Source organism: Collinsella aerofaciens (assembly GCF_018785265.1).
GTDB lineage: Bacteria > Actinomycetota > Coriobacteriia > Coriobacteriales > Coriobacteriaceae > Collinsella > Collinsella aerofaciens_AI.
In genome coordinates, this window is the sequence record NZ_WQPK01000045.1 from 48,311 (window position 1) to 73,519 (window position 25,209).

General features: G+C 61.2%; 19 protein-coding genes. 10 read left to right on the plus strand and 9 right to left on the minus strand.

Annotated elements, in window-relative coordinates; translation table 11 throughout:
- Positions 1-84: 84 nt before the first annotated feature.
- The 8 genes from GPK42_RS07650 to GPK42_RS07685 all read right to left on the minus strand — a co-directional run bounded on the left by GPK42_RS07650 (position 85) and on the right by GPK42_RS07685 (position 9,411).
- Positions 85-852: a mechanosensitive ion channel family protein gene (locus GPK42_RS07650; protein WP_215694680.1), complete on the minus strand. Its 768-nt coding sequence runs from the start codon at positions 850-852 to the stop codon at positions 85-87.
- A 128-nt stretch (positions 853-980) separates the two neighbouring features.
- The gene (locus GPK42_RS07655; protein ID WP_215694683.1) at positions 981-3,005 is read right to left on the minus strand and encodes a bifunctional metallophosphatase/5'-nucleotidase; all 2,025 of its coding nucleotides are present in this window, start codon (positions 3,003-3,005) and stop codon (positions 981-983) included.
- A gap of 158 nt (positions 3,006-3,163) precedes the next feature.
- Positions 3,164-3,958 carry an ABC transporter ATP-binding protein gene (locus GPK42_RS07660; RefSeq protein ID WP_215694685.1) on the minus strand — a complete coding sequence of 265 codons (795 nt, stop codon included), beginning with the start codon at positions 3,956-3,958 and terminating at the stop codon, positions 3,164-3,166.
- Entirely contained in the window at positions 3,951-4,874 is a 924-nt protein-coding gene (locus GPK42_RS07665) for an ABC transporter permease (protein WP_006234992.1), read from the minus strand. The genes GPK42_RS07660 and GPK42_RS07665 overlap by 8 nt, the downstream gene beginning before the upstream one ends.
- Positions 4,875-5,077: 203 nt before the next feature.
- Entirely contained in the window at positions 5,078-6,058 is a 981-nt protein-coding gene (locus GPK42_RS07670) for an ABC transporter substrate-binding protein (protein WP_215694687.1), read from the minus strand.
- 160 nt (positions 6,059-6,218) lie between these two features.
- Positions 6,219-7,004, minus strand: coding sequence for a hypothetical protein (locus GPK42_RS07675; RefSeq protein ID WP_196032551.1), 786 nt, complete (start codon positions 7,002-7,004; stop codon positions 6,219-6,221).
- Positions 7,005-7,262: 258 nt separating this feature from the next.
- Positions 7,263-8,666 (minus strand): asparagine--tRNA ligase, encoded by a 1,404-nt coding sequence (gene asnS, locus GPK42_RS07680; protein WP_117635367.1) that lies wholly within the window; start codon positions 8,664-8,666, stop codon positions 7,263-7,265.
- 181 nt (positions 8,667-8,847) lie between these two features.
- A complete protein-coding gene (locus GPK42_RS07685; RefSeq protein WP_040359007.1) occupies positions 8,848-9,411 on the minus strand; it encodes a PTS sugar transporter subunit IIA in 564 nt (187 codons plus the stop codon).
- Positions 9,412-9,654: 243 nt separating this feature from the next.
- Here GPK42_RS07685 and GPK42_RS07690 point away from each other — a divergent pair, with 243 nt between their 5' ends.
- The 5 genes from GPK42_RS07690 (at position 9,655) to GPK42_RS07710 (ending at position 16,801) form a co-directional block, all read left to right on the plus strand.
- Positions 9,655-10,554, plus strand: a complete 900-nt coding sequence (locus GPK42_RS07690) for an alpha/beta hydrolase (RefSeq protein WP_161160737.1) — start codon at positions 9,655-9,657, stop codon at positions 10,552-10,554.
- Between the two features lie 472 nt (positions 10,555-11,026).
- Positions 11,027-13,387, plus strand: a complete 2,361-nt coding sequence (gene feoB, locus GPK42_RS07695; protein WP_215694690.1) for a ferrous iron transport protein B — start codon at positions 11,027-11,029, stop codon at positions 13,385-13,387.
- 120 nt (positions 13,388-13,507) lie between these two features.
- Entirely contained in the window at positions 13,508-14,704 is a 1,197-nt protein-coding gene (locus tag GPK42_RS07700; RefSeq protein WP_215694692.1) for an MFS transporter, read from the plus strand.
- A 153-nt stretch (positions 14,705-14,857) separates the two neighbouring features.
- Complete coding sequence (locus GPK42_RS07705; RefSeq protein WP_215694694.1) at positions 14,858-16,234, plus strand: alpha-amylase family glycosyl hydrolase; 1,377 nt, start codon at positions 14,858-14,860, stop codon at positions 16,232-16,234.
- Between the two features lie 3 nt (positions 16,235-16,237).
- Positions 16,238-16,801 (plus strand): DNA-deoxyinosine glycosylase, encoded by a 564-nt coding sequence (locus GPK42_RS07710; RefSeq protein ID WP_215694695.1) that lies wholly within the window; start codon positions 16,238-16,240, stop codon positions 16,799-16,801.
- Position 16,802: 1 nt separating this feature from the next.
- On the opposite strand, the gene GPK42_RS07715 is transcribed toward GPK42_RS07710, so the two are convergent.
- On the minus strand, positions 16,803-17,465 hold the full coding sequence (locus tag GPK42_RS07715; protein WP_215694697.1) for a hypothetical protein: 663 nt from the start codon (positions 17,463-17,465) through the stop codon (positions 16,803-16,805).
- 93 nt (positions 17,466-17,558) lie between these two features.
- On the opposite strand from GPK42_RS07715, the gene GPK42_RS07720 reads away from it, so the two are divergent.
- From GPK42_RS07720 to rpoB, 5 genes are all read left to right on the plus strand, one after another.
- Positions 17,559-18,695 (plus strand): pyridoxal phosphate-dependent aminotransferase, encoded by a 1,137-nt coding sequence (locus GPK42_RS07720; protein ID WP_215694699.1) that lies wholly within the window; start codon positions 17,559-17,561, stop codon positions 18,693-18,695.
- Positions 18,696-19,201: 506 nt separating this feature from the next.
- Positions 19,202-19,723: a 50S ribosomal protein L10 gene (gene rplJ / locus GPK42_RS07725; protein ID WP_006235004.1), complete on the plus strand. Its 522-nt coding sequence runs from the start codon at positions 19,202-19,204 to the stop codon at positions 19,721-19,723.
- A 102-nt stretch (positions 19,724-19,825) separates the two neighbouring features.
- Positions 19,826-20,203, plus strand: coding sequence for a 50S ribosomal protein L7/L12 (rplL, locus tag GPK42_RS07730; RefSeq protein ID WP_006235005.1), 378 nt, complete (start codon positions 19,826-19,828; stop codon positions 20,201-20,203).
- A 314-nt stretch (positions 20,204-20,517) separates the two neighbouring features.
- Positions 20,518-21,426: a UTP--glucose-1-phosphate uridylyltransferase gene (locus GPK42_RS07735; RefSeq protein WP_006235006.1), complete on the plus strand. Its 909-nt coding sequence runs from the start codon at positions 20,518-20,520 to the stop codon at positions 21,424-21,426.
- Between the two features lie 287 nt (positions 21,427-21,713).
- Positions 21,714-25,205, plus strand: a complete 3,492-nt coding sequence (gene rpoB / locus GPK42_RS07740; protein WP_199408647.1) for a DNA-directed RNA polymerase subunit beta — start codon at positions 21,714-21,716, stop codon at positions 25,203-25,205.
- The last annotated feature ends 4 nt before the right edge of the window (positions 25,206-25,209 follow it).

Sequence of the window (25,209 nt, forward strand, 5' to 3'; positions counted from 1 at the left end):
TCCCTTAGTCGTTTAAACAACGATATAAACCATGGTACCACGAATGAAAACCACTACAAAGATGCCTGTCCCCTTTGCGGTGGTTTAGGCGATGATGGGGGCGATGGCGCGGATGCAGGCGTCGGCTGCCGTGAAAGTAGTGCTGTCGTCGCTGACGATAAAGATGATCTTGCCCTTGATGCCAAAGTCGCCGATCTCGCTAAAGAGTACGTAGGGCTCCTTGTCAAAGCCCGAGATGGGAAGCACGGCGGCCTTGGTGGCGTCGGTGAGCTCATCTGCCAGCGCGTCCAGTGAAGCCCACTTGGACGTGTCCTTGACCGCGACGGGCACGGCCACGCGCCCAAAGGGCATCAAATGCACGAGCGTGTTCTTGGAGATGTTGGAATTGGGCACAATGATGGTCTGTCCACAGGCATCCTCAATCGTCGTATGGCGCCAAGTGATGTCTTGGACAACGCCGGATACGCCGCCGACCTCGATATTGTCGCCGGGTTTGATGATGCCCATAAAGGTCACCTGCATGCCGCCGATAAGGTTTGATAGCGTGTCCTGAAAGCCGAGCGAGATGGCGATGCCGCCGACGCCAAGAGCGGCGACGAGGGCGTTTGCATTAATGCCAAAACAGTTGTCGAGGATAAAGCTGCCGCCAATCATCCAGATGACGGCGCGCGCGATGTTGATGAAGATACTCGATGCCGGAAGCGGGTTATCGTCTCGGTTAAGCAGATGGTTCAGGGTCTTGGATACGACCTTGGCGGCGACGGCGGTGCCTATCGCCAAGATGACGGCCCAGATGATGTTGTGGACCCACCGTTGCTCAAAGAAATGAAGAATTGGCTCAAACAATTCCATGTAGGGAAACCTCCTAATGATCGTCCAACCATGATACCCACCAAGAAGCCCGTCCGATCAAATTCGGACGGGCTTCTGTGCTCGATATAAGGTTTACGCGGCGGGGCTGCAAGGCCCGGCGGTGTAGCTTAGCGTCGACGCTTCCAGATAATGCCGAGCATGATGACGATGATGCCGCCGATAAGGCACGCGCCAACTACTGCCAGCGTGCGGTCTCCCGTTGCAGCGAGCTTACCGGTCGTCTTCTTGGTGATGACCTTCGTGGTCGTCGTGTCCGTCTTAGGCGAGGGTTTAGGCGTCGGGGCCGGTGTGGGCGTGGGGTCCACGGCTGCGGAGCCAAAGCTGATGGTGCCGGCGAGCCCGGCCATCTTGCTCTCCCAGCCGTTCTGCCCAATCAGCGCCCTCAGCGCCGCCTCGCACGTGCCCCACTCGGTGTACTTGGTGGCGTGTGCAAAGGTGGGAAAGTCGGTCGTGTTGGTAATGATGTAGTTGTTGGTGGCGACGGTATAGGTCTTGGCGGGGTCGAGCGTACTGCCGTCTTTGGTGAGTGTGGCACTCACAATGCGCTTGCCTTCGGGCTGCGTCCAATCAATCGCCACGTTGATGCCGCCAAAGGAGAGAACGCTGCCAGAGTCATCGCGCCACTTGTACTTGTCTTGCGCCTCCTGCTCGGTGTGACCGGCCGCCACATAAGCCTGCTGAAGCTCGTAGCTGTCGTTGCAATCGTCGCTAATTTGTAGCGAGTGCTCGAGCGCTGCGAGGAAGTCCGCGCCGGTCATGGTCCAGGTCTCCACGGTGTTGCCGTAGGGCGAGATAGCGATGACGTTGCCGGCGGTCACGTTGCCCGCCGCGATGCCGCCGCGGATGCCGCCAGCGTTCTCGATAGCGAGGTCTGCGCTCGTCAGGGCAAGATAGGAGCCGCAAATCACATGGCCGATGGTCTGGGCCTTGGTGGTGTCGCCCGGGTTGCTGGGGCGGAAATCGGTGGTGCGCACCATTTCCCAACCATGCGTGCCTGCCGCGTCCTCGCCGTAGAAATAGTCAGTGGCGGATGTGCCGAGCACCTTGTTCGATTCGATTTCAAAGGCGTCGTCGAGCGGCTTGATCTTGTTGCGGACGGCTTTAAGGCGGCTTTGGTAGTCGGAGCCCTTGTCGGGGTCTGCCAAAAGGTCGTTGACGTTCTTGGCGGTGTAGAGCTTCTCGTCGCTGCCGTCTGCAGGGACCGTGACCGTGTCATCGTCGGTGCTTTCGGTGCCCTTGGTGTCGTACTCGTAGGGGACGGAAAGCAGCCCCACCTCGGCAAAGGCGCTGCCTGCCTCGACAACGTGGATCGTCTTGCCGTCGGCTCCCGTCACCTTCTCGTTAAGGTTGATGTGCTCGTGGCCTGCGATAAGGGCATCGACGCCAGCGAGTTGTGTGGCAAAGGTCTTAGCGTCGAGCGTGTGCGCGATACACACAACAACATCGCAGCCCTCCTTGCGCAGCTGCTCTGCCTCGGCATTGATGGCGTTTGCGGCACTCGAGAAGCTGGTGCCCGCGACCAGGTCTGCGCGCAGCGAGGAACCTAGCGACTCATCCATGGCTCCGACGACGCCGACCTTGATTTTGTAGTCGAATGTGGAGTGATCCTCGCTATCCTCCCAGGTGCGATTGAGCGTCTTCGTGATGCTCGAGCTCCATACGCCGCTCGTAGACTTCGCGTTCGCGCAGAGTATGGCGAAGGGCGTGCCGGTGGTGCTGTAGCCGGTCATGGTACGGAGTTTGTCTGCGCCGTAGCTCCAGTCATGGTTGCCTGGCGTGGTCGCGTCGTAGCCGTCGGCGTAGAAGGTGTCCATGAGCTCGGCGATGCTCTTGCCCTCGCTCATGGTGGCGAAGGACTGTCCGTGGAAGGTGTCGCCCGCATCGAGCAAAAGATCGGGGGCGCTGCTTTGGGCGCTATAGAGAACTGCCAGTCCGTCGAAGCCGACGGTGCCGGTGCCCTTGCTTTCGTTGTAGCTGTACTTGTAGCTGCCGTGGATGTCGTTGGTGTGCATGACGGCCACGGAGCCGTCAATAGCGGCGGGCAGGTTCCCCGCGAAAGCGAGGCTTGGGATGCCTGCGAGCGCGCCGGCAAACAACGCGGCGGCTAACGCAAGGCGGGGGAGTCTTTTCATGGCAGTTTCCTTAGTCCTTAGCCAGAATGTCTGGTTGAATATCGGATTATCGACATCATATGCGAAAACCGCCGCAAGGGCGTCTGTCCCTTAGCGGCGGTTTTGACGTTTGCGCAGATAAAACCTGCCAAAATAAACCTGTCCCTATTTGGCAGGTTTTAGCTTAGCAGCATGCGGTCGTTGGCGAGCTCGCCGCCCGAGACCTCCTCGAACTTCTGCAGCAGGTCGGCCACGGTGAGCGACTTCTTCTCGTCGCCGGCCACGTCGTAGATCACATGGCCCTCGTGCATCATGATCAGACGGTTGCCCAGACGGATGGCGTCGTTCATGTTGTGCGTGACCATGAGCGTGGTCAGGTGGTTCTCGTCGACGATCTCCTCGGTCAGGTTGAGCACCTTTGATGCCGTCTTGGGGTCGAGGGCCGCGGTGTGCTCGTCGAGCAGCAGCAGGCGCGGCCTGGTGAGCGTGGCCATCAACAGGGTGAGTGCCTGGCGCTGGCCGCCCGAGAGCAGGCCGACCTTGGCGTTGAGACGCGTGTCCAGACCAAGGTCCAGGCGCTTGAGCAGCTCAACGTACTCATCTTTCTCGGCCTTGGTGACGCCCCATGAAAGGCCGCGACGCTGGCCGCGACGCTTGGCGAGGGCCAGGTTCTCGGCAATCTGCATGTCGGCTGCGGTGCCGCGCATGGGGTCCTGGAACACGCGGCCCAGGTACTTGGCACGCTGCGACTCGCTCAGACGCGAGATATCGTTGCCGTCGAGCTCGATAACGCCCGAATCGAGCGGATATACGCCGGCGATCATGTTGAGCAGCGTGGACTTGCCGGCGCCGTTGCCGCCGATCACGGTTACAAAGTCGCCGTCATTCAGGGTGAGGTCGACGCCGGTGAGCGCGCGCTTCTCGGTGACGGTGCCCTTGTTAAAGGTCTTCTTGACATGCGAGAGCTTAAGCATCTGCCTCATCCCCCTTCGTGTAGGAGCTGCGGAGCTTATAGCGCTCCCAAACCACGGGTACGCACAGGGCCACGGCGACGATCACGGCGGAGAGCAACTTCATGTCGTTGGCGTCCATGCCCAATTGCAGCACGATGGCGCGGATAAGGAAGTACACCACGGAGCCAAAGACGGCGGAGGCAAGACGGACGCTAAACTGCGTGAGGCCGCCGGGCAGCAGGCGGCCGAGCACCTCACCGATAACAATGGCGGCAAGACCGATAACGATGGCACCGGTGCCCATACCAATGTCGGCATACTTCTGGCTCTGGCAGATGAGTGCGCCCGAAAGGCCGATGAGGGCGTTGGAGAGCACGAGGGCGATCATCTTGGTGGAGTTGGTGTTGACGCCCAGAGCGCGGATCATGTACTCGTTGTTGCCGGTGGCGCGCAGCGCCGAGCCGATCTCGGTGCCAAAGAACCAATACAGGATGGCAACGATAGCCACGGCGAGCAGGATGCCCAAGATGATGGCAACGGTGGACTGCGGCAGGCCGGTCATATTGCTGACGGCCGAAAACACGGTGCCCTTGGCAAGAATGGGCGTATTGGACTTGCCCATGATGCGCAGGTTGATGGACCACAGACTGATCTGGGTGAGGATTCCGGCGAGGATCGCGGGAATCTCGAAGACGGTGGTCAAAATGCCCGTGACGGCACCCGCGATGGCGCCGGCGCACATACCGGCCAGCACGGCGAGCAGCGGGTCGACGTTGTTATTGACGATGAGCACAGCGCAGACGCAGCCGCCGAGGGCAAAGCTGCCGTCGCAGGTCATATCGGGAATGTCGAGCAGGCGGAACGTGATAAACACGCCAAGCACCATAATGCCCCAGAGGACGCCCTGCGAAACGGCGCCCTGCAATGCAATGAGCATGCTTCATACCTCCTAGGATAGGGTGGACACGTGATTCACCATAATAGCGGTAACAATGCATAGAAGAGCTGCGGACAGACGTTTTGTTTTACCTGAAACAAGCAGGGCGGACGCCGGTCTACAGCGCCCGCCCCTGTGGCTCAGATATTGAATAACGCGGCTAAAGCGCGAGCACGGGCTCTAGACGCATGCCGCGTATAGCATTACGCGTCCAGAGCGGAAAGGTCGATGCCCAGGGCCTCGGCCATCTCGTCGTTCTTGACGACGACCAGGTCTTTGCTCGAGAGGTGCTTGATCGGCATGTCTTCGGGCTTGGCCTCGCCCTTCAGGATCTTGACGGCCATCTCGCCCGCGGCGTAGCCCAGGTCCTCATAGTTGATGGAGAGGGTGAACAGGCCGCCGGCCTTACACATGCCCTCCTCGCCGGTCACGAAGGGAAGCTTGTTCTCCTTGCAGATCTGGCCGACCTGCGAGGCGCCCGCGGCGATGGTGTTGTCGGTGGGGGAGTACAGCGCGTCGACCTTGCCCACGGCAGACTCGACGACGGACTGAATCTCGTTGGAGCTCGAGACGGTGAAATCGGTGTACTCGAGCCCCAGCTTGTCGAGCTCCTTCTTGGCGGCCTTGATCTGGACGTCGGAGTTGGACTCGGCGGTGCAGTAGAGCAGGCCGACCTTCTTTACGTCGGGCAGGACCTTCTGCATCATCTCGAGCTGCTCGGCGACCGGGGTGAGGTCGGAAGCGCCCGTGACGTTGGTGCCGGGCTTGTCGTTGTCCTGGACCAGGCCGGAGGCGGCGTAGTCGGTGATGGCGCAGCCCACGATGGGGATATCGGCGGTGGCGCCGGCGGCAGCCTGCGCGGCGGGCGTAGCGATGGCATAGATCAGGTCGACGCCGTCGCCTACGAACTTGTCGGCAATGGACTTGCACGTGGACTGGTCGTTCTGGGCGTTCTTCTGATCGATCTTAACCTTAAGGCCGCTCTCCTTGATGGCCTTGACAAAGCCGTCGTTGGCGGCATCGAGTGCGGAGTGCTCGGTGAGCTGCAGAACGCCGATGGTGTAGTCGGAACCGGCGGCAGCAGAGCCGGAACCAGAGTTGCCGCCGCATCCGGCGAGCGGGGCGAGCGCGAGCAGGCCGGCGGAGACCAGAAGGCTCCTGCGGCTGATGGTGATGTCCTTCATATCATTACCCCCAGTATAAAAATGGCTGGAAACACTGCACTGGGACAAAGTGCAAGTGGAACTATAGTAGCGCTGATGTCCATTTTTACAACAGCCTGGCGGGTTTTTTAATACAGAATCGGATGGGCGGTACGGGTAGTCGAATGGGCGGCGGAGGGTCTTATGCGGCGGAGGAGGCGTCGTCCTCGTCCAAGGCGGCGAAGAGCTTCTTGCCGTCGAGCAGGCGCGTGCTGACGTTTCTCATTCGGCCAATCTCTACAGTACGCAACGTGTCATCGGCGCCTCGGGCGTCGTAGACCGTTCCCAGCAGATACGAGATGCCATCGCGCTGCCTGATGGCAAAGGGACGGAGTGTCATCCGTGCTGCTTCGGTTTCGCCACGTGTCGTGACGCTCGAAATATCAAAACTCACCGTGGTTCCGTGGTCGATGGCCTGCTCGACGAGCTCGCACGTGTCGATGCGCTTGATGGGCGTGCGTGTTGCCTTGGTAGCCTTGCTGCCTGCGCTTGGAGCGGGTTCGGGTGTATCGAGGTAGCCGCGAACGTCGGCGCTCGCCATGGCAACTAAGTGCTGCGCCATGCTCTTGCGGATAGCGATAGGCGTGGAGCGGTTGCGCATGACCATACCGTGGAGCCGGATGATCTCTTCATCGGTGAGCGGGCGGGTAAGAAGTTTGTAGCCCACGCCGCGTTTGTATTCAATTTCGTATCCGGCATGGCGAAGCGCGGAGATGGCGGTGTAGATGCTGCGCCGCGCCGCCGAGATGGGCATGCGGGCGGGGTCGTCGGGATGGGCGAGGCGCCGGATCAGCTCATCGGAAAGCATGGCCTTGTCTTCGCCGGTGTTTTCGCTCAAGAGCTGCAGGATACGAACGGCGCGATAGGCTGCCATCGAGGCGGCGCCCCTCGTCGTGGTGTCGTAGGTTTCAACAGCGGCTTCGGTCATGGTGCCCACGTCCTTTCCGTTTTGGGTGGCGACGGTATGGAGCCTAGGACGCGGGGCTTTCCCAGGGGCGCAGGGCGCTCTGGGCGGTCGGTAGTCGTCGGCAAACGGCGGGTCGAGTTTTCAACAGCCCTGCTCAACTGACCAAAAACTTGCCAAAAGCTTGACGGATGCTGTTGAAAAAAGCGTCTCTCGACCGATGTCGAGAGACGCTTGTGCGATGAGCGTTGGCGTGTGGCGACGCGAGCTAGCGTTCGACGATTAGAAGTCGGCGTTGCCCACGGTGCGCGGGTGCGGCAGGACGTCGCGGATGTTGCCCACGCCGGTCAGATACATGACCAAGCGCTCGAAGCCCAGACCGTAGCCGGCGTGCTTGCAGGAACCGTAGCGGCGCAGGTCAAGGTAGTACTTGTACTGCTCGGGATTCATACCCAGGTCCTTGATGCGGGCCTCGAGCAGATCCAGGCGCTCCTCGCGCTGGGAGCCACCGATGATCTCGCCGATGCCCGGCACCAGGCAGTCGGCGGCGGCGACGGTCTTGCCGTCCTCGTTCATGCGCATGTAGAACGCCTTGATCTCGGCCGGGTAGTCGGTCACGAAGGTCGGGCGCTTAAAGTGCTCCTCGGTCAGGAAACGCTCGTGCTCGGTTTGCAGGTCGATGCCCCAGCTCACGGGATAGTCAAACTTGTGACCGGCGGCGACGGCCTGCTCCAGGATCTCGACGGCCTCGGTGTAGGTAACGCGGGCAAAGTCGGAGTTGGCGACATGGTCCAGGCGCTCGAGCAGACCCTTGTCCACAAACTTGTTGAGCATATTGAGCTCGTCGGGGCAGGTTGCCATGACGTCCTTAAGGACGTACTTGAGCATGGCCTCGGCGTTATCCATGTAGTCGTTAAGGTCGGCAAAGGCCATCTCGGGCTCGATCATCCAAAACTCGGCGGCGTGGCGCGTGGTGTTGGAGTTCTCGGCACGGAAGGTGGGGCCAAAGGTGTACACGTCGCCAAAGGCCATGGCAAAGTTCTCGGCATTGAGCTGGCCGGACACGGTGAGGCTTGCATGCTTGCCAAAGAAGTCCTGGCTCCAGTCGACCTCGCCGGACTCGGTGAGGGGCGGATTTTTGGGGTCGAGCGTGGTCACGCGGAACATCTCGCCGGCGCCCTCGCAGTCACTCGTGGTGATGATGGGGGTGTTGACGTAGACAAAGCCCTGCTCCTGGAAGAAGCGGTGGATGGCGGCAGCCGCGACAGAGCGGATGCGGAACACGGCGCGGAACAGGTTGGTGCGCGGACGCAGGTGCTGCTGGGTGCGCAGGAACTCGACGGTTGCGCGCTTCTTCTGCAGCGGGTAATCCGGGGCGCTGACGCCCTCGACCTCGATGGAGGTGGCAGAAAGCTCGAAAGGCTGGGGCGCATCGGGGGTCAGCTTGACGGTGCCGGTGCAAATGAGTGCGGCCGAGACGTTTTGATGGGCGATCTCGTCGTAGTTGTCGAGTGCCTCGCGGTTCATGACGACCTGCAGGTCGCGGAAGCAGCTGCCGTCGTTGAGCGTAACAAAGCCAAAGTTCTTCATGTCGCGGACGGACTTGACCCAGCCGGCGACGGTGACGGTCTGGCCGCCGAGCGACTCGGCATCGGCATAGAGCTGCGCGATTTTGGTGCGGTTCACGTATCCTCCCATAACGGTTGAATGATAGTTATCCATACAGTTCGATATTTTAGCAGCTCGGCTCATTTGGGCTATACAGATAAGGCATTGGCGGGATGGTTTTTCAAACGAAAAGCGCCCGCGGCCTAATGGTCGTGGGCGCTTGACGAGGTGCCTTTTGGCTGTGTGGCGCGGGGCCTGGCTACTTGGTCTTGGCAACCAGCAGCGGGTCGCCAAGCTTGACGAGCGGGTTGCCGCCGATAAGCGTTCCAGACTCGCCGACATGGTCGATGCTCTTAAGACGATCGAGCTCGGAGACGATGACGGTCACGATGTCCTCGTGACCAGCGGCCTTAATGGCCTCGCGGTCGAAGCTGATGAGCGGCTGGCCTGCCTTGACCACATCGCCCATCTCGACAAAGCGGGCAAAACCCTTGCCGTTCATTTCCACGGTGCCCAGGCCAACATGGATGAACACGCGCAGGCCGTCCTCGGTAATCATGCCGATGGAGTGGTTGGTGACAGTGGTGGCACCGATGCGGCCGTTGGCGGGCGCATAGATGGTGCCGGTAATGGGCTCGATGCCATAGCCCTGGCCAAGCATGCCCGAGGCGATCGTCTCGTCGGGAACCTCGTTCAGGTTGACGAGCACGCCGTTGACGGGGGCATAGATGACGCCTTCGCGGGTAGCGAAGCTTGCTGCGGGCGGAACGGACGCCTCGCCGGTCGAGGTGAAGGTGGACTTAAGCGAATCGAGCAGACCCATAGTTGCCTCCAACTTAAATAGGCGCATATCGCGCGTTTGGTTTGCCGGAAACGTTTCATATGTGTTTCGCGGCTTGGTCAACGCCCCTATTCTACGCTGCTCAAAGATACCTCTGAGCTGGGATTATGTGATATATCAGTTGAAGGGAAACTTATTGCCGGAGTGTTTCTGCGCCACGGGTTCAAGTGGGGTACGCTTGAAGGCAAAAAACAAGGGCGCTTAATTTGCGCGAAGGGAGCACATATGATTGTCGAGAACCATGCGCTGTGGGGCGAGGAGCCGACCGAGGAATATCCGGCGACCTTTACGTATTTGGGTGCCGAGCCGCTGCCCGATAAACCGAATGGCCGCCGCCCTGCCGTGATTATCTGCGGCGGAGGTGCGTTTACGCATATCGCTCCGCATGAGCAGGATCCCGTGGCGTTTGCGTTTTTGGATCACGGCTACCAGGCCTTTGTGCTCAACTATGTCACGAGTTCTACGGGTGACGTGAGCTTTCCGCACCCCCAGGCAGATCTTGCCAAGATGGTCGCCACGGTGCGCGCCAACGCTGACGAGTGGCATGTCGATCCCAAGCGCGTGTGCGTCGTGGGCTTTTCTGCTGGCGGCATGATTTGCGCTTCGCTGGCAACACAGTGGAAGACCGGCCCCTTCGCGGCACTTGCCGGGGCGCGTCCGGACGACATTCGTCCCGATGCCGTGGTGCTGGGCTATCCATTGCTCGACTTTGCCTATGTGCGCGACATGCAGACGCGCGATCCGCGCATTGACTTGCGCGTGCCCAAGACGGGCGGCAAGACGGGACGCGATTTGCTCAACGACTACCTGTCGATGGTGACGGGCGGCGAGGCAACTGACGAGCATCTGGCCGACATCTGCCCCACCACGCATGTTTCGCGCCAGATGCCACCGACCTTTGTGTGGGGCGTGTCCGACGACAAGACGGCGCCGATCGCGCAGGTCTACCCGTTTGCGCAGCGCATGGCCGAGGAGGGCGTTGCATGCGAGATGCACGTCTTCGACCAGGGTGGTCACGGCCTTTCGCTCGGCAACGCCAACACCGCGGTCGACAACGAGGACAAGCAGGTGGCGGTCCGCCCTTGGATTCGCCTAGCCTTCCGCTTCCTGGAGCGCCATCTGTAAGAGGACGGGCATCCCAGCCCTTCAATAACTTGCGGTGAAATAGTTCCGATCTGGGGCATCAACCAGCCCATCCAGGAACTATTCCACCGCAACTTTGTTTTTGATGCCCCGCCCGGAAACTGCGTCCCAGTTTTGCCTTTCAAGGTGGGACACGGTTTCCCATAGGGCCTCGACTGGGAAAGTGCGTCCCGTTTCGAGTGGGGATTCCGGGATGCATTTTCCGTAAGAGGCCTGTTTGGGAAACCATATCCCGTTTCGAGCCAGAATTCTGGGATGTAGTTTCCCCGAGAGGCCTCATCGGGAAACTATGGCCCTGAACTCTCCTGCCTGTCCCCATTGCGCCAATCTGCTGATTGAACGTCATTGTGTGTTCACGCTATCATGTAAGCTTAAAATTGGTTAGCCATGGCAAACGGTTAGTCATGGTAAACAAAATGCAACGCCCTGTGGGCGCCGGGGGAGGAACACGGACGTGAAGCTCGATACGCTCGAGATTGGAAAGGACGCCGTTGTCGCATCGGTGGCATCGGACGACCAGGCACTCCGACAACATATTTTGGACATGGGCCTAACACCGGGCACCGAAGTCACCATGATGAAGTACGCCCCCATGGGCGACCCGCTCGAGATTCGCCTGCGTGGCTACGAGTTGACGCTGCGCAAGGACGATGCCGCACGGATTGAGCTCGTGGGTGTTCACGACACAGATACGGGTCCGCGCGCTAACGCCGCAATCGGCACGACGGAGCACCCGGCACTCGGCGAGGGGACGTATTCGCCCCGCGCGGCAAAGACGGCCGTGCCCGAGGGTGCGCCGCTGCATTTTGCCCTTGCCGGTAACCAAAACTGCGGCAAGACCACGCTGTTTAACCAGCTGACGGGCTCCAACCAGCATGTCGGTAACTTTCCCGGCGTGACGGTCGACCGCAAAGATGGCACTATCCGCAACCACCCCGAGGCGGGCGTTACCGACCTGCCTGGCATCTATTCGCTGTCGCCGTACACGGGCGAAGAGATCGTTAGCCGTCAATTCATCCTTGACGAAAACCCCGACGCCATCATCGATATCATCGACGCCACCAACATCGAGCGTAACCTGTACCTGACGCTGCAGCTTATGGAGCTCGACCGCCCCATGGTCATCGCGCTCAACATGATGGACGAGGTGACGACCAACGGCGGCGCCATTGACGTCAACCTGCTCGAGAGTCTGTTGGGCGTGCCGGTCGTCCCCATTAGCGCCGCACGCAACGAGGGTATCGGCGAGCTGGTGGACCATGCCCTGCATGTGGCGCGTTTCCGCGAGCGTCCCGGCCGCCTGGACTTCTGCGCACCCGATGGCCCAGACGGCGGTGCACTGCATCGCTGTATTCACGGCATTGCCAACCTTATCGAGGACCATGCCGCGACGGCGCACATTCCCGTGCGTTTTGCGGCGACCAAGCTGGTTGAGGGCGACGAGCTGGTGACCGAGGCGCTTCACCTGGATCGCAACGAGCTCGACGCCATCGAGCACATCATTACCCAGATGGAGGGCGAGGCCGGCACCGACCGCCTGTCCGCGCTGGCCGATATGCGCTTTAGCTTCATCGGCGACGTGTGTGGGCGCTGCGTCGTCAAGCCGCACGAGAGCCGCGAGCACGTGCGCTCCGTCAAGATCGACCGCATCCTGACGGGTCGCTACACGGCCATTCCGGCGTTCCTGGTGATCATGGGCCTCGTCTTTTGGCTGACGTTTGGCGTGATCGGCGCGGCGTTGCAGGGGCTCATGGAGGACGGTATCGCTGCTATCATCGCCTCGGCCGATGCGGGCCTCAAGGCGTTCGGCACCAACGACGTGGTGCGCTCGCTGGCTGTCGACGGCGTGCTTACGGGCGTGGGCAGTGTGCTGACCTTCCTGCCGATTATCGTCGTGCTCTTCTTGTTCCTCTCCATTCTGGAAGACTCGGGCTACATGGCGCGCGTCGCCTTTGTCATGGATAAGGTGCTGCGTCGTTTTGGCCTGTCGGGCCGCAGCTTTGTACCCATGCTCGTCGGGTTTGGCTGCACCGTGCCGGCTATCATGTCGACCCGTACGCTCCCATCCGAGCACGACCGCAAGATGACGGTCATGCTCACGCCGTTCATGAGCTGCTCGGCCAAGTTGCCGGTCTATGGTCTGCTGTGCGGGGCGTTTTTCCCACAGGCGACGGTTCCCGCCATGGTCTCGCTCTATCTGATCGGCATTGCGGTTGGCTGTATCGCGGCTTTGGTACTCAACCGCACGGCATTTAAGGGCGACCCGGTGCCGTTTATCATGGAGCTGCCCAATTACCGCCTGCCGAGCGTCAAGACGACGGTGATGCTGGCATGGGATAAGGCCAAAGACTTTATTACCAAGGCCTTTACCATTATCTTTGCCGCTACCGTGGTCATCTGGTTCCTTCAGACGTTCGACATCCGCTTTAATGTGGTCGCCGATCAGTCGCAGAGTCTGCTTGCGGGTCTCGGCAGCATCATTGCGCCGGCGCTGACGCCGCTTGGGTTTGGCGACTGGCGTGCATCCACGGCGCTCGTCACCGGACTTATCGCCAAGGAGAGTGTCATCTCGACCCTCACGGTGCTTTTGGGCGCGACCTCGCCCGCGGCACTGTCGACCATGTTTTCGCCGTTCACTGCCTATGTGTTCCTGGTCTTTACGCTGCTGTACCCGCCCTGTGTGGCAGCCATCGGCGCCGTCAAGAGCGAGCTGGGCGCGCGCTACGCCGTTGCCGTGTTCGCGTTTCAAGTGACGGTCGCCTGGATCGTGGCGTTTGTCGTGCATTCGGCGGGCATATTGCTGGGGTTGGCTTAGTTATGAATTGACGGCGCAACCTCTGTGTATCGAATTGTTTTCGGCCCCGCTTCTGTACTGACGGATGCGGGGCCGTTGCTATATAATCGCCTCCGCTCAAAACGATTGGAGACGTTATATATGACTCAGACAAGGCAAGACGGCATCACGCTCAGGCAGTGGCTCCCACTCGTCGGTCTCACCTGCTGTGCGTTCGTGTTCAACACGTCGGAGTTTATGCCCATCGGCCTTTTGACTGATATCGCCGCGTCGTTCTCGCTCACCGAGGCCCAGGCGGGCATCATGATCTCGGTCTACGCCTGGGGCGTCATGCTGCTGTCGTTGCCGCTCATGGTGTTTGCCTCGCGCTTCGAGTTCAAGCGGATGCTGCTGGGCGTGCTCGCCGTGTTCTCGCTGGGCCAGTTTCTGTCCGCTGTGGCGCCGACTTATCCCATCCTGGTCTGCGCGCGCCTGGTGGTCGCTTGCGCACATGCCGTGTTCTGGTCAGTCGCCTCGATTATGGCCTCGCGCCTGGTCGACACTCGCCACGGCGCGCTCGCCATCAGCATGATCGCTACGGGCTCGTCCATCGCGCAGATCTTTGGCCTGCCTCTCGGTCGCGCCATTGGCTTGGCCGTGGGCTGGCGCATGACGTTTGCCGTGGTCGGGGGCCTCTCAGCCATCGCGGTCGTCTACCAGGCAGCGGTGTTCCCGGCCATGCCGGCGGGTGAGCGCTTTACCGTCAAACAGCTGCCCGAGCTGCTCAAGAACCCGCTCCTCATCGCGCTCTACGCAGTCACGGTCTTCATGGCGACCGGCTATTACGCAAGCTACAGCTATATCGAGCCCTTCCTGGCGCAGGTCGCGCACGTCGATGCGGGCGCCATTACCATGACGCTGACGGCGTTTGGCTGCTCTGGTTTGCTCGGAAGCTGGCTGTTTGGCCGCCTGTTCGATGGGCATCGCTTCCCGTTCTTGGCTATCACGCTCTCCGGCGTGCCGGTGGCCCTGCTGCTCATGGGGCCGGCCGCATCGTCGCTCGTGACAGTGCTTGCCGTCTGCGCACTGTGGGGTTGCTGCGCCACGGCCTTTAACGTGGCGTTTCAGGCCGAGCTCATCAAGTGCACGTCGGCAGATTCGTCGGCCGTCGCCATGTCGATCTTCTCGGGCCTGTTTAACCTCGGTATTGGCACGGGCACCGCAATCGGCGGCGCCGTGGTTTCGGGTCCCGGTATCGCTTGGATCGGCTTCGCGGGCGGGGCGATTGCCGTCGTGGGCGTCATCCTCGCCATCACCGTGCTGTTCCCGACCATCCGTCGCGCCAAGGTCGTCGCCTAATCACGTCCTCTCATCAGTTGCGGTGAAATACGGACTGCTGGGCCCAATAAACCCGGCAAACAGTCCCTATTCCACCGCAACTTATTTTGGGGAAGGGGATGCAAGCCGGGCATACAATGGATATCGTTGTGTTGAGCTTACCGGGAGGTTGCTATGTGGGCATACGAGGCGACGTTCTATCAGATCTATCCGCTGGGCTTTTGCGGAGCTCCGCGCGAAAACGTCGCGCCCGTTGCCGAGGATGAGCTTGCCCAGGCCGTCAACGTTGTTCCTAACCCCGATGCTCCCATTATGAAAATCGCCAAGTGGGCCGACTACCTGCAGGAACTCGGCGTTGGCGCTGTGCTCATCAACCCGCCGCTCGAGTCTGATAGCCACGGTTACGACACGCGCAGCCTGCGCCATATTGATCGCCGCCTGGGTGGGGATGCCGACTTTGCCGCCGTGTGCGACACGCTGCACGCCCACGGCATCCACGTGGTGCTCGATGCCGTCTTCAACCATGTGGGCCGTGGCTTTTGGGCCTTCCGCGATGTGCAAGAGCGCAAGTGGGATTCGCCCTACAAGGATTGGTTCCACATCAGCTTTGACGGTGACTCGTGCTACGGCGACGGCTTTTGGTACGAGGGCTGGGAGGGCCATTTTGAGCTTGTGAAGCTCAACCTGCAAAACCCCGCCGTGGTCGATTACCTGCTTGAGTCTGTGCGTCACTGGGCCGAGGTCTTTGGCGTCGACGGTCTGCGCCTGGACGTCGCCTATATGCTCGACCGCGACTTTATGCGCCGCCTGCATACTTTTACCCGTGAGCTCAAGCCCGACTTTGTGCTGATTGGTGAGACGCTCCACGGCGACTACAACCAGATCGTCAACGACGAGATGCTCGACTCCTGCACCAACTACGAGTGCTACAAGGGCCTGTACTCCAGCTTTAACTCGGTCAACATGTTCGAGATCGCCCATTCGTTGCACCGCCAGTTTGGCGGCGACCCGTGGTGCATCTACCGCGGCAAACACCTGCTGTCGTTTGTTGACAACCACGATGTGCCGCGCCTGGCGAGCATCCTGACGGACAAGTCCTGCCTGCGCCCCGCCTACGGCATGCTCTTTGGTATGCCGGGCATTCCATGCGTCTACTACGGCAGCGAGTGGGGGATTACTGGCGAAAAGGGCGGCCCCGATGGCGATTGGGCGCTACGTCCTGCGCTCGATGAGCCTGCGCCCAACGAGCTGACGGCCTTCATCAAGCAGCTCGCGCACCTGCACTCGACAGACGGTGCGGCGGCCCGTGCTCTCAACTACGGTGCCTATCGCAACGTGGTGATCCAGAATAAGCAGCTGCTGTTTGAGCGCGCCTGCGACGACGCGACGGTGCTCGTGGCGGTCAATGCCGTGAACGAGCCCTATACCTTTGGAGCCGGCGAACTCAACGGCTCCTTCGTCGACCTACTTGCCGACGATGCTCCCACGGTCGAGCTGACGGGTACCCTTGAGCTTGCACCCTACGAGGTGCGCTATCTGCTGAGGGCCTAGCTCGTGGCCGCGTCTGACGAGGGCTATCAGCATATTGAGCATGGGTTTGAACCCGTGTTTGACGAGCGCTCGCGCGTTTTGGTGTTGGGGTCGTTTCCTTCGGTGCTCTCGCGTGCCAATGCCTTCTACTATGGCAATCCGCAGAACCGCTTTTGGCGCGTGATGGCCGCGTGCCTTGGTGCGCCCGTGCCGCCCAACGAGGGAGACTCTTTGGCAAGCGGCGAGCCCGCGACGCTCGATGCCTCGATTGCCGCCAAGCGGGCCATGCTGCTGAACGGCGGCGTGGCCCTGTGGGATGTGATCGAGAGCTGCGACATTAAGGGCTCAAGCGACGCGAGCATCAAAAACATCGTTCCGGCGCATGCCGAGCGTATTACCGGTGCAGCTCCTATCGAGGTCGTTGTCTGTAACGGCGGCACGGCAGGGCGGCTCTACAAGCACTACCTGCAAGAGCGCACGGGGCTGCCGGCCATCGTTCTGCCGTCGACAAGTCCCGCCAATGCGGCATGGCGCCTGGAACGCCTTGTCGAGCGCTGGCGCGAGGCCGTTGACTGGGCAGCTCTCTAATTTAGATACTTGATTGAGCATGGGTGCCGAGGCGTTTGATGATGGCGCGCCAGATTGGTGCGGGCACGGCAGGCTTGACGCGCACCATGCCGTCGACGTCGACACTACCGGCATCGCCGCCGCCAAGCAGCTGCGCATGTTCAATGGAGCAGCCTATGCGAACGGCGCCTACGAGCTTATCCATCGCTTCCGAAAAAGGCCGGCGTAAGAGACCCATGCGTGGGGAATGGTGAAGCGCTGCGATGCCGCCACCGGCACAGATGACAACTCCGCCGCACCACAATTGGTCATGGCGCTCGCATGCCTTGTACAGACGAACGGCGGTCCCACGCGCCTGCTCAGCGCCCTCTTGCGCGGCTCGAATCGCGGCATAGACACGCGTTCCCGTACCGCCAAAGCGCTCAAGAGCCTGCTCGATAGCTGTCAACGTCTCATCGTCAGCCACATCTTCAATGGCCAGTACGATGCCATCGGCAACGCCGTCGGCATCATCCGCCTCCAAATCGATCGGGCGGGGGAGCACGGCGCCAGAAAGCTGAGCATAGGCGGCGATGGCATCCTGCAGGTCCCAGAGCAAAAACTCAAGATCGGCGCTATTGGGAATGCTGATATACGCAATGGTTTGCAACGTTTTTGGTACATCGCCGCGTGCGGTCGTCTCCATGCCGCTTCCTTTCCGGTTGGTTTCCGTTTAGGTTACACCGTCTGGTGGCGCTCCGCCGCGCTATCCTAGTGCAACCCTTACGAAAGGAACGCCATGCGTCTGCCCATGAATACCTCGCTTGCCACGCTCAAGCCCTCCGGCATCCGTCGGATCAATGCGCTCGCCGCCCAGCACCCGGGGTGCATCGCACTTGCGCTTGGCGAGCCCGATTTTCCCACGCCCGATGTGATTAGCGCCGAGGTGACGGCCTCGCTCGACCGCGGCGACACGCACTATCCGCCCAACAACGGCCGTCCCGCCCTGCGCGAGGCACTGTCCAAATATATGGGTGACGCGGGCCTGGCATTTTCCGCCGACGAGGTCATCCTGACCGACGGCGCGACCGAGGCCCTGTCGGCAACATTCATGGCTATGCTCAACCCCGGCGACGAGGCCATTATCCCCACGCCGGCCTTTGGCCTGTACGAGAGTATCGTCGTGGCCAACCACGCCAAGGCGGTCTTTTTGGATACGGAGCCCGCGCAATTCCAGATTGACGAGGACGCACTTCGTGCTTGCGTGACGCCGGCGACCAAGGCCATCGTCATCTGCACGCCCAACAATCCCACGGGCTGCATCCTCAACGCGGCATCGCTCGACGCCGTGGCGCGCGTAGCGGAGCAGGCGGGCATCTACGTAGTCTGCGACGACGTATACAACCGTCTGGTCTATGTGGATGGCTACGAGCGCTTTGCCCAGCGCCACCCAGAGCTACGCGAGCAGACGGTCGTCATCGAGAGCTTCTCCAAGCCCTGGGCTATGACTGGCTGGCGCCTGGGCTGGCTCGCAGCGGCAACCCCCGTCATCGCCGAGATCGCAAAGGCCCACCAATACTTAGTATCGAGTGCTGTCTCCTTCGAAATGGACGCCGCAGCCCGAGCCCTGGCCGTCGACCCAACCCCCATGCTCAAAGTCTACCGAGCCCGTCGCGAACGCGTGCTCGCAGCCTTAGACGCCATGGGCCTCGACGTAGTAGAGCCCGCAGGAGCCTTCTACACTTTCCCGAGCATCAAAAAGTTCGGCCTAACCAGCGAAGACTTCTGCATCAAAGCCATCAAAGAGGCAAACGTAGCCCTAGTCCCGGGCGACTGCTTCGGCACCGAAGGCCACGTCCGCCTCAGCTATTGCGTTTCCGATAAAGACCTGGACGAAGGCCTCCGCCGCCTGTCCACCTTCATTTCAACCTTATAGCCCAACGGGACGCAACACATCAGCCCACCGACCCAAGCATTATGAGTGGGGCGCGTCGCTCAACGGAAAACCGGGCTGCCCCAAAGTCACCGCAGGCCGCGCCGCCGAAGGCCGGGCGCAAGGTTTTCGTAGATTCCGCACGAGCCGGAAAGCACTTAATGTGCTTTCCGAGCGAGCCCAGGACCTGACCGAGCGAAAACCTTGCGCCCGGCCTTCGGCGGCGCGGCCGGATGGTGGAATTGTGTGCAGCCCGGTTTTCCGTTGACCGACGCCGGGGTCCCCGCCATAATACTTTCGGTTCACGCACGAATCCGCTGCCAGAGACAGCCGGCGCAAACGGGTCTTACCCGCGAGCTTAATGGGACTTCCCGCCAGCCGAGGTGGTCGAGTAGATATGTCTTCTCGCCCCCGTCGCTCATGCAGCGCGGGGGCTTTCTTTTTGGACATGCCCCCGTCACGTCCTTGTGGCGGACCGTGCCCGGAAAGAATTCGAGGAGGTGTAATTCATGCCCCAGCAGTACAAAATCGACAAGGTTGCAGAGATCGAGTCCCGTATCGCCGAGAACGCCGGTCTGTTCGTCGTCAACTACAACGGTCTGACGGTTAAGCAGGCTCAGGAGCTGCGTCATCAGCTTCGCGAGTGCGGCGCCGAGATGAAGGTCTACAAGAACAACCTGGTCAAGATCGCTCTCAAGAACCAGGAGCAGCCCGAGCTCGACGAGATTCTCGCCGGCCCCGTCGCTTATGTGTTCTACGAGTCCGAGCCGGTCGAGGCCGCTAAGGCCCTTAAGGACTTCTCCGCTAAGTCCAAGGGCGTCCTTGAGATCAAGGGCGGTATCTCCGACGGCAAGGCCGTTTCCGCTGATGATGTTAAGGCTATCGCCGAGCTGCCCACCAAGGATCAGCTTCTCGGCCAGATCGCCGGTCTCATCTCCGGTTTCGCTCGCGACATCGCTGTCTGCGTCAACGGCGTTTCCTCTGGTCTCGCTCGTTCGATCCAGCAGGTCTCCGAGCAGAAGGCAGCCTAGTTGCTGTTTTCATCCGCGGCGGCAACGCCGCACCCCTGGCGCATTCGCGCCGTGTTTTAACTGATCTCCGTGCATTCGCACGGAAACCGAAAGGACTTAGAAATGGCTAAGCTTACCACCGATGAGATCATCGATGCTCTTAAGGAAATGACCCTTCTCGAGGCTTCCGAGCTCGTCAAGGCTATCGAGGACACCTTCGGCGTTTCCGCCGCTGCTCCTGCCGCTGTTGTCGCCGCTCCCGCTGCTGGCGCTGCTGAGGCCGAGGAGAAGACCGAGTTTGACGTCGTGCTCGAGGGCTTCGGCGACAACAAGATCCAGGTCATCAAGGCCGTCCGTGAGCTCACCAACCTTGGGCTGAAGGAGGCCAAGGAGGTCGTCGAGGGCGCTCCCAAGGCTGTTCTCGAGGGTGCCAAGAAGGAGGACGCCGAGGCTGCCAAGGAGAAGCTCGAGGCTGCTGGCGCTGCTGTCACCCTCAAGTAATCAGGCTCTCTCGCCAGATTTCTTTGCAGACGGGGTTCGCATTGCGAGCCCCGTCTTTTTTTGTTTTGGCCCTTCATTCCCATTGCTCGGCACGCAGCACACCGCTGCCTTCGCCGCGCCAATCCCGTTACCGCTGGGGCGTAAAATTGCACCATTCGAGCAATAATTTGCGTTGACCTGCTGAAGAATTGCGTTTGCCTTACGGCGACGTATGTCTCCGGCGGTAAGATACTTCGGTATCGCAATTTGGTCTGCGGCCGCCGTGCCGCACGCACAGGGCGCATTCTGCGCCTGCGAAAGGATCCTTGAATAACATGAAGGCAATCATCCCCGCCGCCGGTCTTGGCACGCGTTTTCTGCCTGGCACTAAGTGCACGCCCAAAGAGATGCTGCCGGTGCTCGACAAGCCGGTCATCCAGTATGTCGTTGAGGAGGCGCTCGACCCCGAGGAGGTCGACGACGCCATCATCGTTACCTCTCCCGGTAAGCCCGAGCTGCTGAGCTACTTCCAGCCCGACCGTTCGCTCGAGAATCTGCTGCGCGAGCGCGGTAAGGATGCTTACGCCGACGCTGTTGCCCACGCGGGCGGCATGCCGGTCGACTTCCGTTATCAGTACGAGCCCAAGGGCCTCGGTCATGCCATTCGCTCTGCTGCCGACGCCGTGGCAGGGGAGAACTTCCTGGTTCTTCTGGGCGACTACGTTGTGCCCAACCGTGACATCTGCGACAAGATGCTTGCCGTTTCCAAGGAGCACGGTGGCGCTTCGGTTATCGCCGTTGCCGCGTGCGCTCCCGAGGAAGTCAGCCGCTATGGCGTCATCGCCGGCGATCGCGTGGGTTCCCTCGAGGGCTTCGAGAATGCCGCCGACGACGAGCCCGGTGCCGTTTGGCGTATCGGCGGTCTGGTCGAGAAGCCTGCTCCCGAGGCGGCTCCGTCCAACCTGTACATCGTCGGCCGTTATCTGCTGAGCCCGCTGGTCATGGACCTGCTCGCCGATCAGCAGGCCGGCAAGGGCGGCGAGATTCAGCTCACTGACGCCATGGCCCGCTCGCTCGACCGCGAGGCTATGTACGCTGTCGTCATCGACCCGCTCTCGGGCTACGACACCGGCACCCCGTCTGGCTGGATGGCCACCAACGCCCTCATGGCCGCAAGCGATCCTCGCTTTGCCGGCGCCTTCTGGGACGCCATCGACGAGCGCGGCGGCTTGATGCGCAAGTAAGCCTTCGGGTATCGACATTTACGGGCGCGGACTTCGGTTCGCGCCCGTTTTTTATAAGAGCTGCGATTGCCGGCTCTCTGTTCACAGAAAATATATGAACAGGTGTTCGATATACATGCATCTACCTGCGCATTTTCTGTCGAAAAACTTTGCTACTCCAAAAACTCAATCGCGTCAAGGCTTTTCTTGCCCAACGGTCGGTACCTGATAAACTATTAGGTTGCGATAACTGGCGAAGCTATGCCTCGCCAACCCACCGAGCATTTCCGTGAAGGAGGAAAAACCTGGTGACCTACGCATACACTGCCACTGAGCGCAAGCGCGTCAGCTTCGGGAAAATCCCGGAGGCCATGGAGCTCCCCAACCTTATCTCTGTTCAAAGGGAATCCTTTGAGCGTTTTAAGGACGAGGGCCTTCGTGAGGCGTTCAAGGAATCCAGCCCCATCCAGAGCCAGAACCATGTTCTCGAGGTTACCTTCGGCGAGCATCAGTTCGGCGACCCCGCGCACACCGTTGAGGAGTGCCGCGAGAAGGACATGACCTATCAGGCCCCGCTTCTGACCGACGTCCGTCTCACCAACAAGGAGACCGGCGAGATCAAGGAGCAGCTCGTCTTCATGGGCGACTTCCCCATGATGACTGATCAGGGCACCTTCATCATCAACGGTACCGAGCGTATCGTCGTCTCGCAGCTCGTCCGCTCCCCGGGCGTGTACTACAGCTCCGAGATGGATTCGGGCAAGCAGATCTACAAGGCCCAGATCATCCCGTCCCGCGGTGCCTGGCTTGAGTTTGAGGTCGACAAGCGCGACCAGCTCATGGTCTCCATCGACCGTAAGCGCAAGCAGAGCGCCACGATGTTCCTGCGCGCCCTTGGCATCGCCGTCACCAACGACGACATCATCGAGCTGCTCGGCAACTCCGATGTGATCAAGCGCACCCTGGAGCGCGACACCGCCCTCACCCGCGAGGACGCCCTCATCGAGATCTACCGTCGCCTGCGCCCGGGCGAGCCCCCCACCGTGGACGCTTCCCGCAGCCTGCTCGAGGGCCTGCTCTTCAACCCGCAGCGCTACGATCTGGCCCGCGTCGGTCGTTACAAGGTCAACAAGAAGCTCAACCTCACCACCGAGGAAGAGGTCACGGTGCTCACCGACGAGGATATCGTCGCGACGCTGCGCTACCTCCTGTCCCTCGCTGCCGGCGAGCAGGGCTTCAAGGTCGACGACATCGACCACTTCGGCAACCGCCGCATCCGCACCGTCGGCGAGCTCGTCGCCAACCAGTTCCGTATCGGCATGAGCCGTATGGAGCGCGTCGTCCGTGAGCGCATGAGCTCCCAGGACATCGACGAGATTACCCCGCAGTCGCTCATCAACATCCGTCCGATCGTGGCCTCCATCAAGGAGTTCTTCGGTTCCTCGCAGCTCTCGCAGTTCATGGACCAGGCGAACCCCCTGACCGGTCTGACCCACAAGCGCCGTCTGTCCGCACTCGGCCCTGGCGGTCTTGCCGGCCACAAGTCCGGCTCCAGCCGCCGCACCAACGTGCCGACGGCCGTCCGCGACGTTCACAACTCGCACTACAGCCGCATGTGCCCGATCGAGACCCCCGAAGGCCCCAACATCGGCCTGATCGGCTCGCTCGCTCTCTACGCCCGCGTCAACGAGTACGGCTTCATCGAGGCTCCGTTCCGTCGCGTCGAGAACGGCGTTGCCACCGACCAGATCGACTGGATGACCGCTGACGAGGAAGAGAAGCACGTCATCGCGCCGGCCAACACGCCGCTCGATCCCAAGACCAACGAGTTCATCACGACCGATGCCGAGGGCAAGATCGTCCGTCCGCACACCGTGATCGCCCGTACCCGCGACTTCGACGGCTCCTTCGGCGCTCCCGCCGACGTGCCTGTCGAGGACGTCGACTACATGGACGTCTCGCCGCGTCAGATGCTCTCCGTCGCAGCCACGCTGATTCCGTTCCTTGAGCACGACGACGCTAAGCGTACGCTCATGGGCGCCAACATGCAGCGTCAGGCCGTGCCGCTGGTTCACCCCGCCGCTCCCTATGTCGGTACCGGCATGGAGCGTCGCGCCGCTCTGGACTCCGGCGAGGTCACCCTGGCCAAGAACGCCGGCGAGGTCATCTTTGCCGACGCCGCCAAGATCATCGTCAAGCATGCCGGCGGCATGGACGAGTATCACCTGGCCAAGTACCAGCGCTCCAACCAGTCCACCTGCATCAACCACCGTCCGCTCGTGCGCGTCGGTGACACCGTTGAGCAGGGCGAGCCCCTGGCCGACGGTCCTTCGACCGATCATGGCGAGCTCGCACTGGGTCAGAACCTCACCGTGGCATACATGCCGTGGGAAGGCTTCAACTACGAGGACGGTATCGTCGTGTCCGAGCGCCTGGTGGCCGAGGACCTGCTGACGACCATCAACATCACCCGTCACGAGATCGATGCCCGCGACACCAAGCTCGGCCCCGAGGAGATCACCCGCGAGATCCCGAACCTCTCTGAGGATATGCTTGCCAACCTCGACGAGGACGGCATTATTCGCATCGGCGCCGAGGTCGGCCCTGGCGACATCCTGGTCGGCAAGGTCACGCCTAAGGGCGAGAGCGCTCTGACCGCCGAGGAGCGCCTGCTGCGCGCCATCTTCGGTGCCAAGGCCCACGACGTTCGCGACACCTCCCTTAAGATGCCTCACGGCGCTTACGGCCGCGTCATCGACGTCGTCCGCTTTAGCCGCGAGAACGGCGACGATCTGGCCCCCGGCGTCAACGAGCAGGTGCGCGTCTACGTCGCCCAGCGTCGTAAGATCCAGCAGGGCGATAAGATCGCCGGCCGCCACGGCAACAAGGGTGTTATCTGTAACGTTCTGCCGGTCGAGGACATGCCCTACATGGCTGACGGTACCCCGATCGACGTTATCCTCAACCCGCTGGGCGTTCCTTCGCGTATGAACGTCGGCCAGCTGCTCGAGTGCCACCTTGGCTGGGCTGCTGCCTGCGGTTGGGATACCGAGCAGGCCGACTCCGACAAGTACGTCCCCGGTCCGTTCTTCACCGCCACGCCTGTCTTCGACGGCGCCAAGGAGGACGAGATCGCCGAGGTCATTCGTCGTGCCAACAAGAACATGCTCAACAAGGCCACCGCTGCCTTTGGCGATCACATGCGTCCCGAGTTCGTCACCCAGCTTGACGAGCGCGGCAAGACCCGTCTGTTCGACGGCCGCACCGGCGAGGAGTTCCGCGAGCCCATTACCGTGGGTACGTCCTACATCCTCAAGCTCGGCCACATGGTCGACGACAAGATCCACGCCCGTTCGACTGGCCCTTACAGCCTGGTTACCCAGCAGCCTCTGGGCGGCAAGGCCCAGTTCGGCGGCCAGCGCTTCGGCGAGATGGAAGTTTGGGCACTGTACGCATACGGTGCTTCCAACGTCCTGCAGGAGATCCTGACCGTCAAGTCCGACGATACCGTGGGCCGCGTCAAGACTTACGAGTCCATCGTCAAGGGCGAGAACGTTCCGGTTCCGGGTATCCCCGAGTCCTTCAAGGTTCTCGTCAAGGAGATCCGTTCCCTCGCGCTGGACATCGAGCCCATGCACGATGCCGACGAGGACGCCTCCGCCCCTGTGACCGCCGAGGAGACCTCTGCTCTCGACGACCTGGCTGCGCTCGCCGGCGTTGACGCCGACGTCGAGGCCCAGGATGCCGAGACCGCCGAGGCACCCGAGGCTGTCGCCGCCACGACCACTGATAAGGAGTAGTTGA

Coding starts and splice junctions, on each gene's coding strand:
- GPK42_RS07650 (WP_215694680.1), bottom strand. CDS start 852: ATGGAATTGTTTGAGCCAATTCTTCATTTCTTTGAGCAACGGTGGGTC.
- GPK42_RS07655 (WP_215694683.1), bottom strand. CDS start 3,005: ATGAAAAGACTCCCCCGCCTTGCGTTAGCCGCCGCGTTGTTTGCCGGC.
- GPK42_RS07660 (WP_215694685.1), bottom strand. CDS start 3,958: ATGCTTAAGCTCTCGCATGTCAAGAAGACCTTTAACAAGGGCACCGTC.
- GPK42_RS07665 (WP_006234992.1), bottom strand. CDS start 4,874: ATGCTCATTGCATTGCAGGGCGCCGTTTCGCAGGGCGTCCTCTGGGGC.
- GPK42_RS07670 (WP_215694687.1), bottom strand. CDS start 6,058: ATGAAGGACATCACCATCAGCCGCAGGAGCCTTCTGGTCTCCGCCGGC.
- GPK42_RS07675 (WP_196032551.1), bottom strand. CDS start 7,004: ATGACCGAAGCCGCTGTTGAAACCTACGACACCACGACGAGGGGCGCC.
- GPK42_RS07685 (WP_040359007.1), bottom strand. CDS start 9,411: ATGGGTCTGCTCGATTCGCTTAAGTCCACCTTCACCTCGACCGGCGAG.
- GPK42_RS07690 (WP_161160737.1), top strand. CDS start 9,655: ATGATTGTCGAGAACCATGCGCTGTGGGGCGAGGAGCCGACCGAGGAA.
- GPK42_RS07700 (WP_215694692.1), top strand. CDS start 13,508: ATGACTCAGACAAGGCAAGACGGCATCACGCTCAGGCAGTGGCTCCCA.
- GPK42_RS07705 (WP_215694694.1), top strand. CDS start 14,858: ATGTGGGCATACGAGGCGACGTTCTATCAGATCTATCCGCTGGGCTTT.
- GPK42_RS07715 (WP_215694697.1), bottom strand. CDS start 17,465: ATGGAGACGACCGCACGCGGCGATGTACCAAAAACGTTGCAAACCATT.
- GPK42_RS07720 (WP_215694699.1), top strand. CDS start 17,559: ATGCGTCTGCCCATGAATACCTCGCTTGCCACGCTCAAGCCCTCCGGC.
- rplJ (WP_006235004.1), top strand. CDS start 19,202: ATGCCCCAGCAGTACAAAATCGACAAGGTTGCAGAGATCGAGTCCCGT.
- rplL (WP_006235005.1), top strand. CDS start 19,826: ATGGCTAAGCTTACCACCGATGAGATCATCGATGCTCTTAAGGAAATG.
- GPK42_RS07735 (WP_006235006.1), top strand. CDS start 20,518: ATGAAGGCAATCATCCCCGCCGCCGGTCTTGGCACGCGTTTTCTGCCT.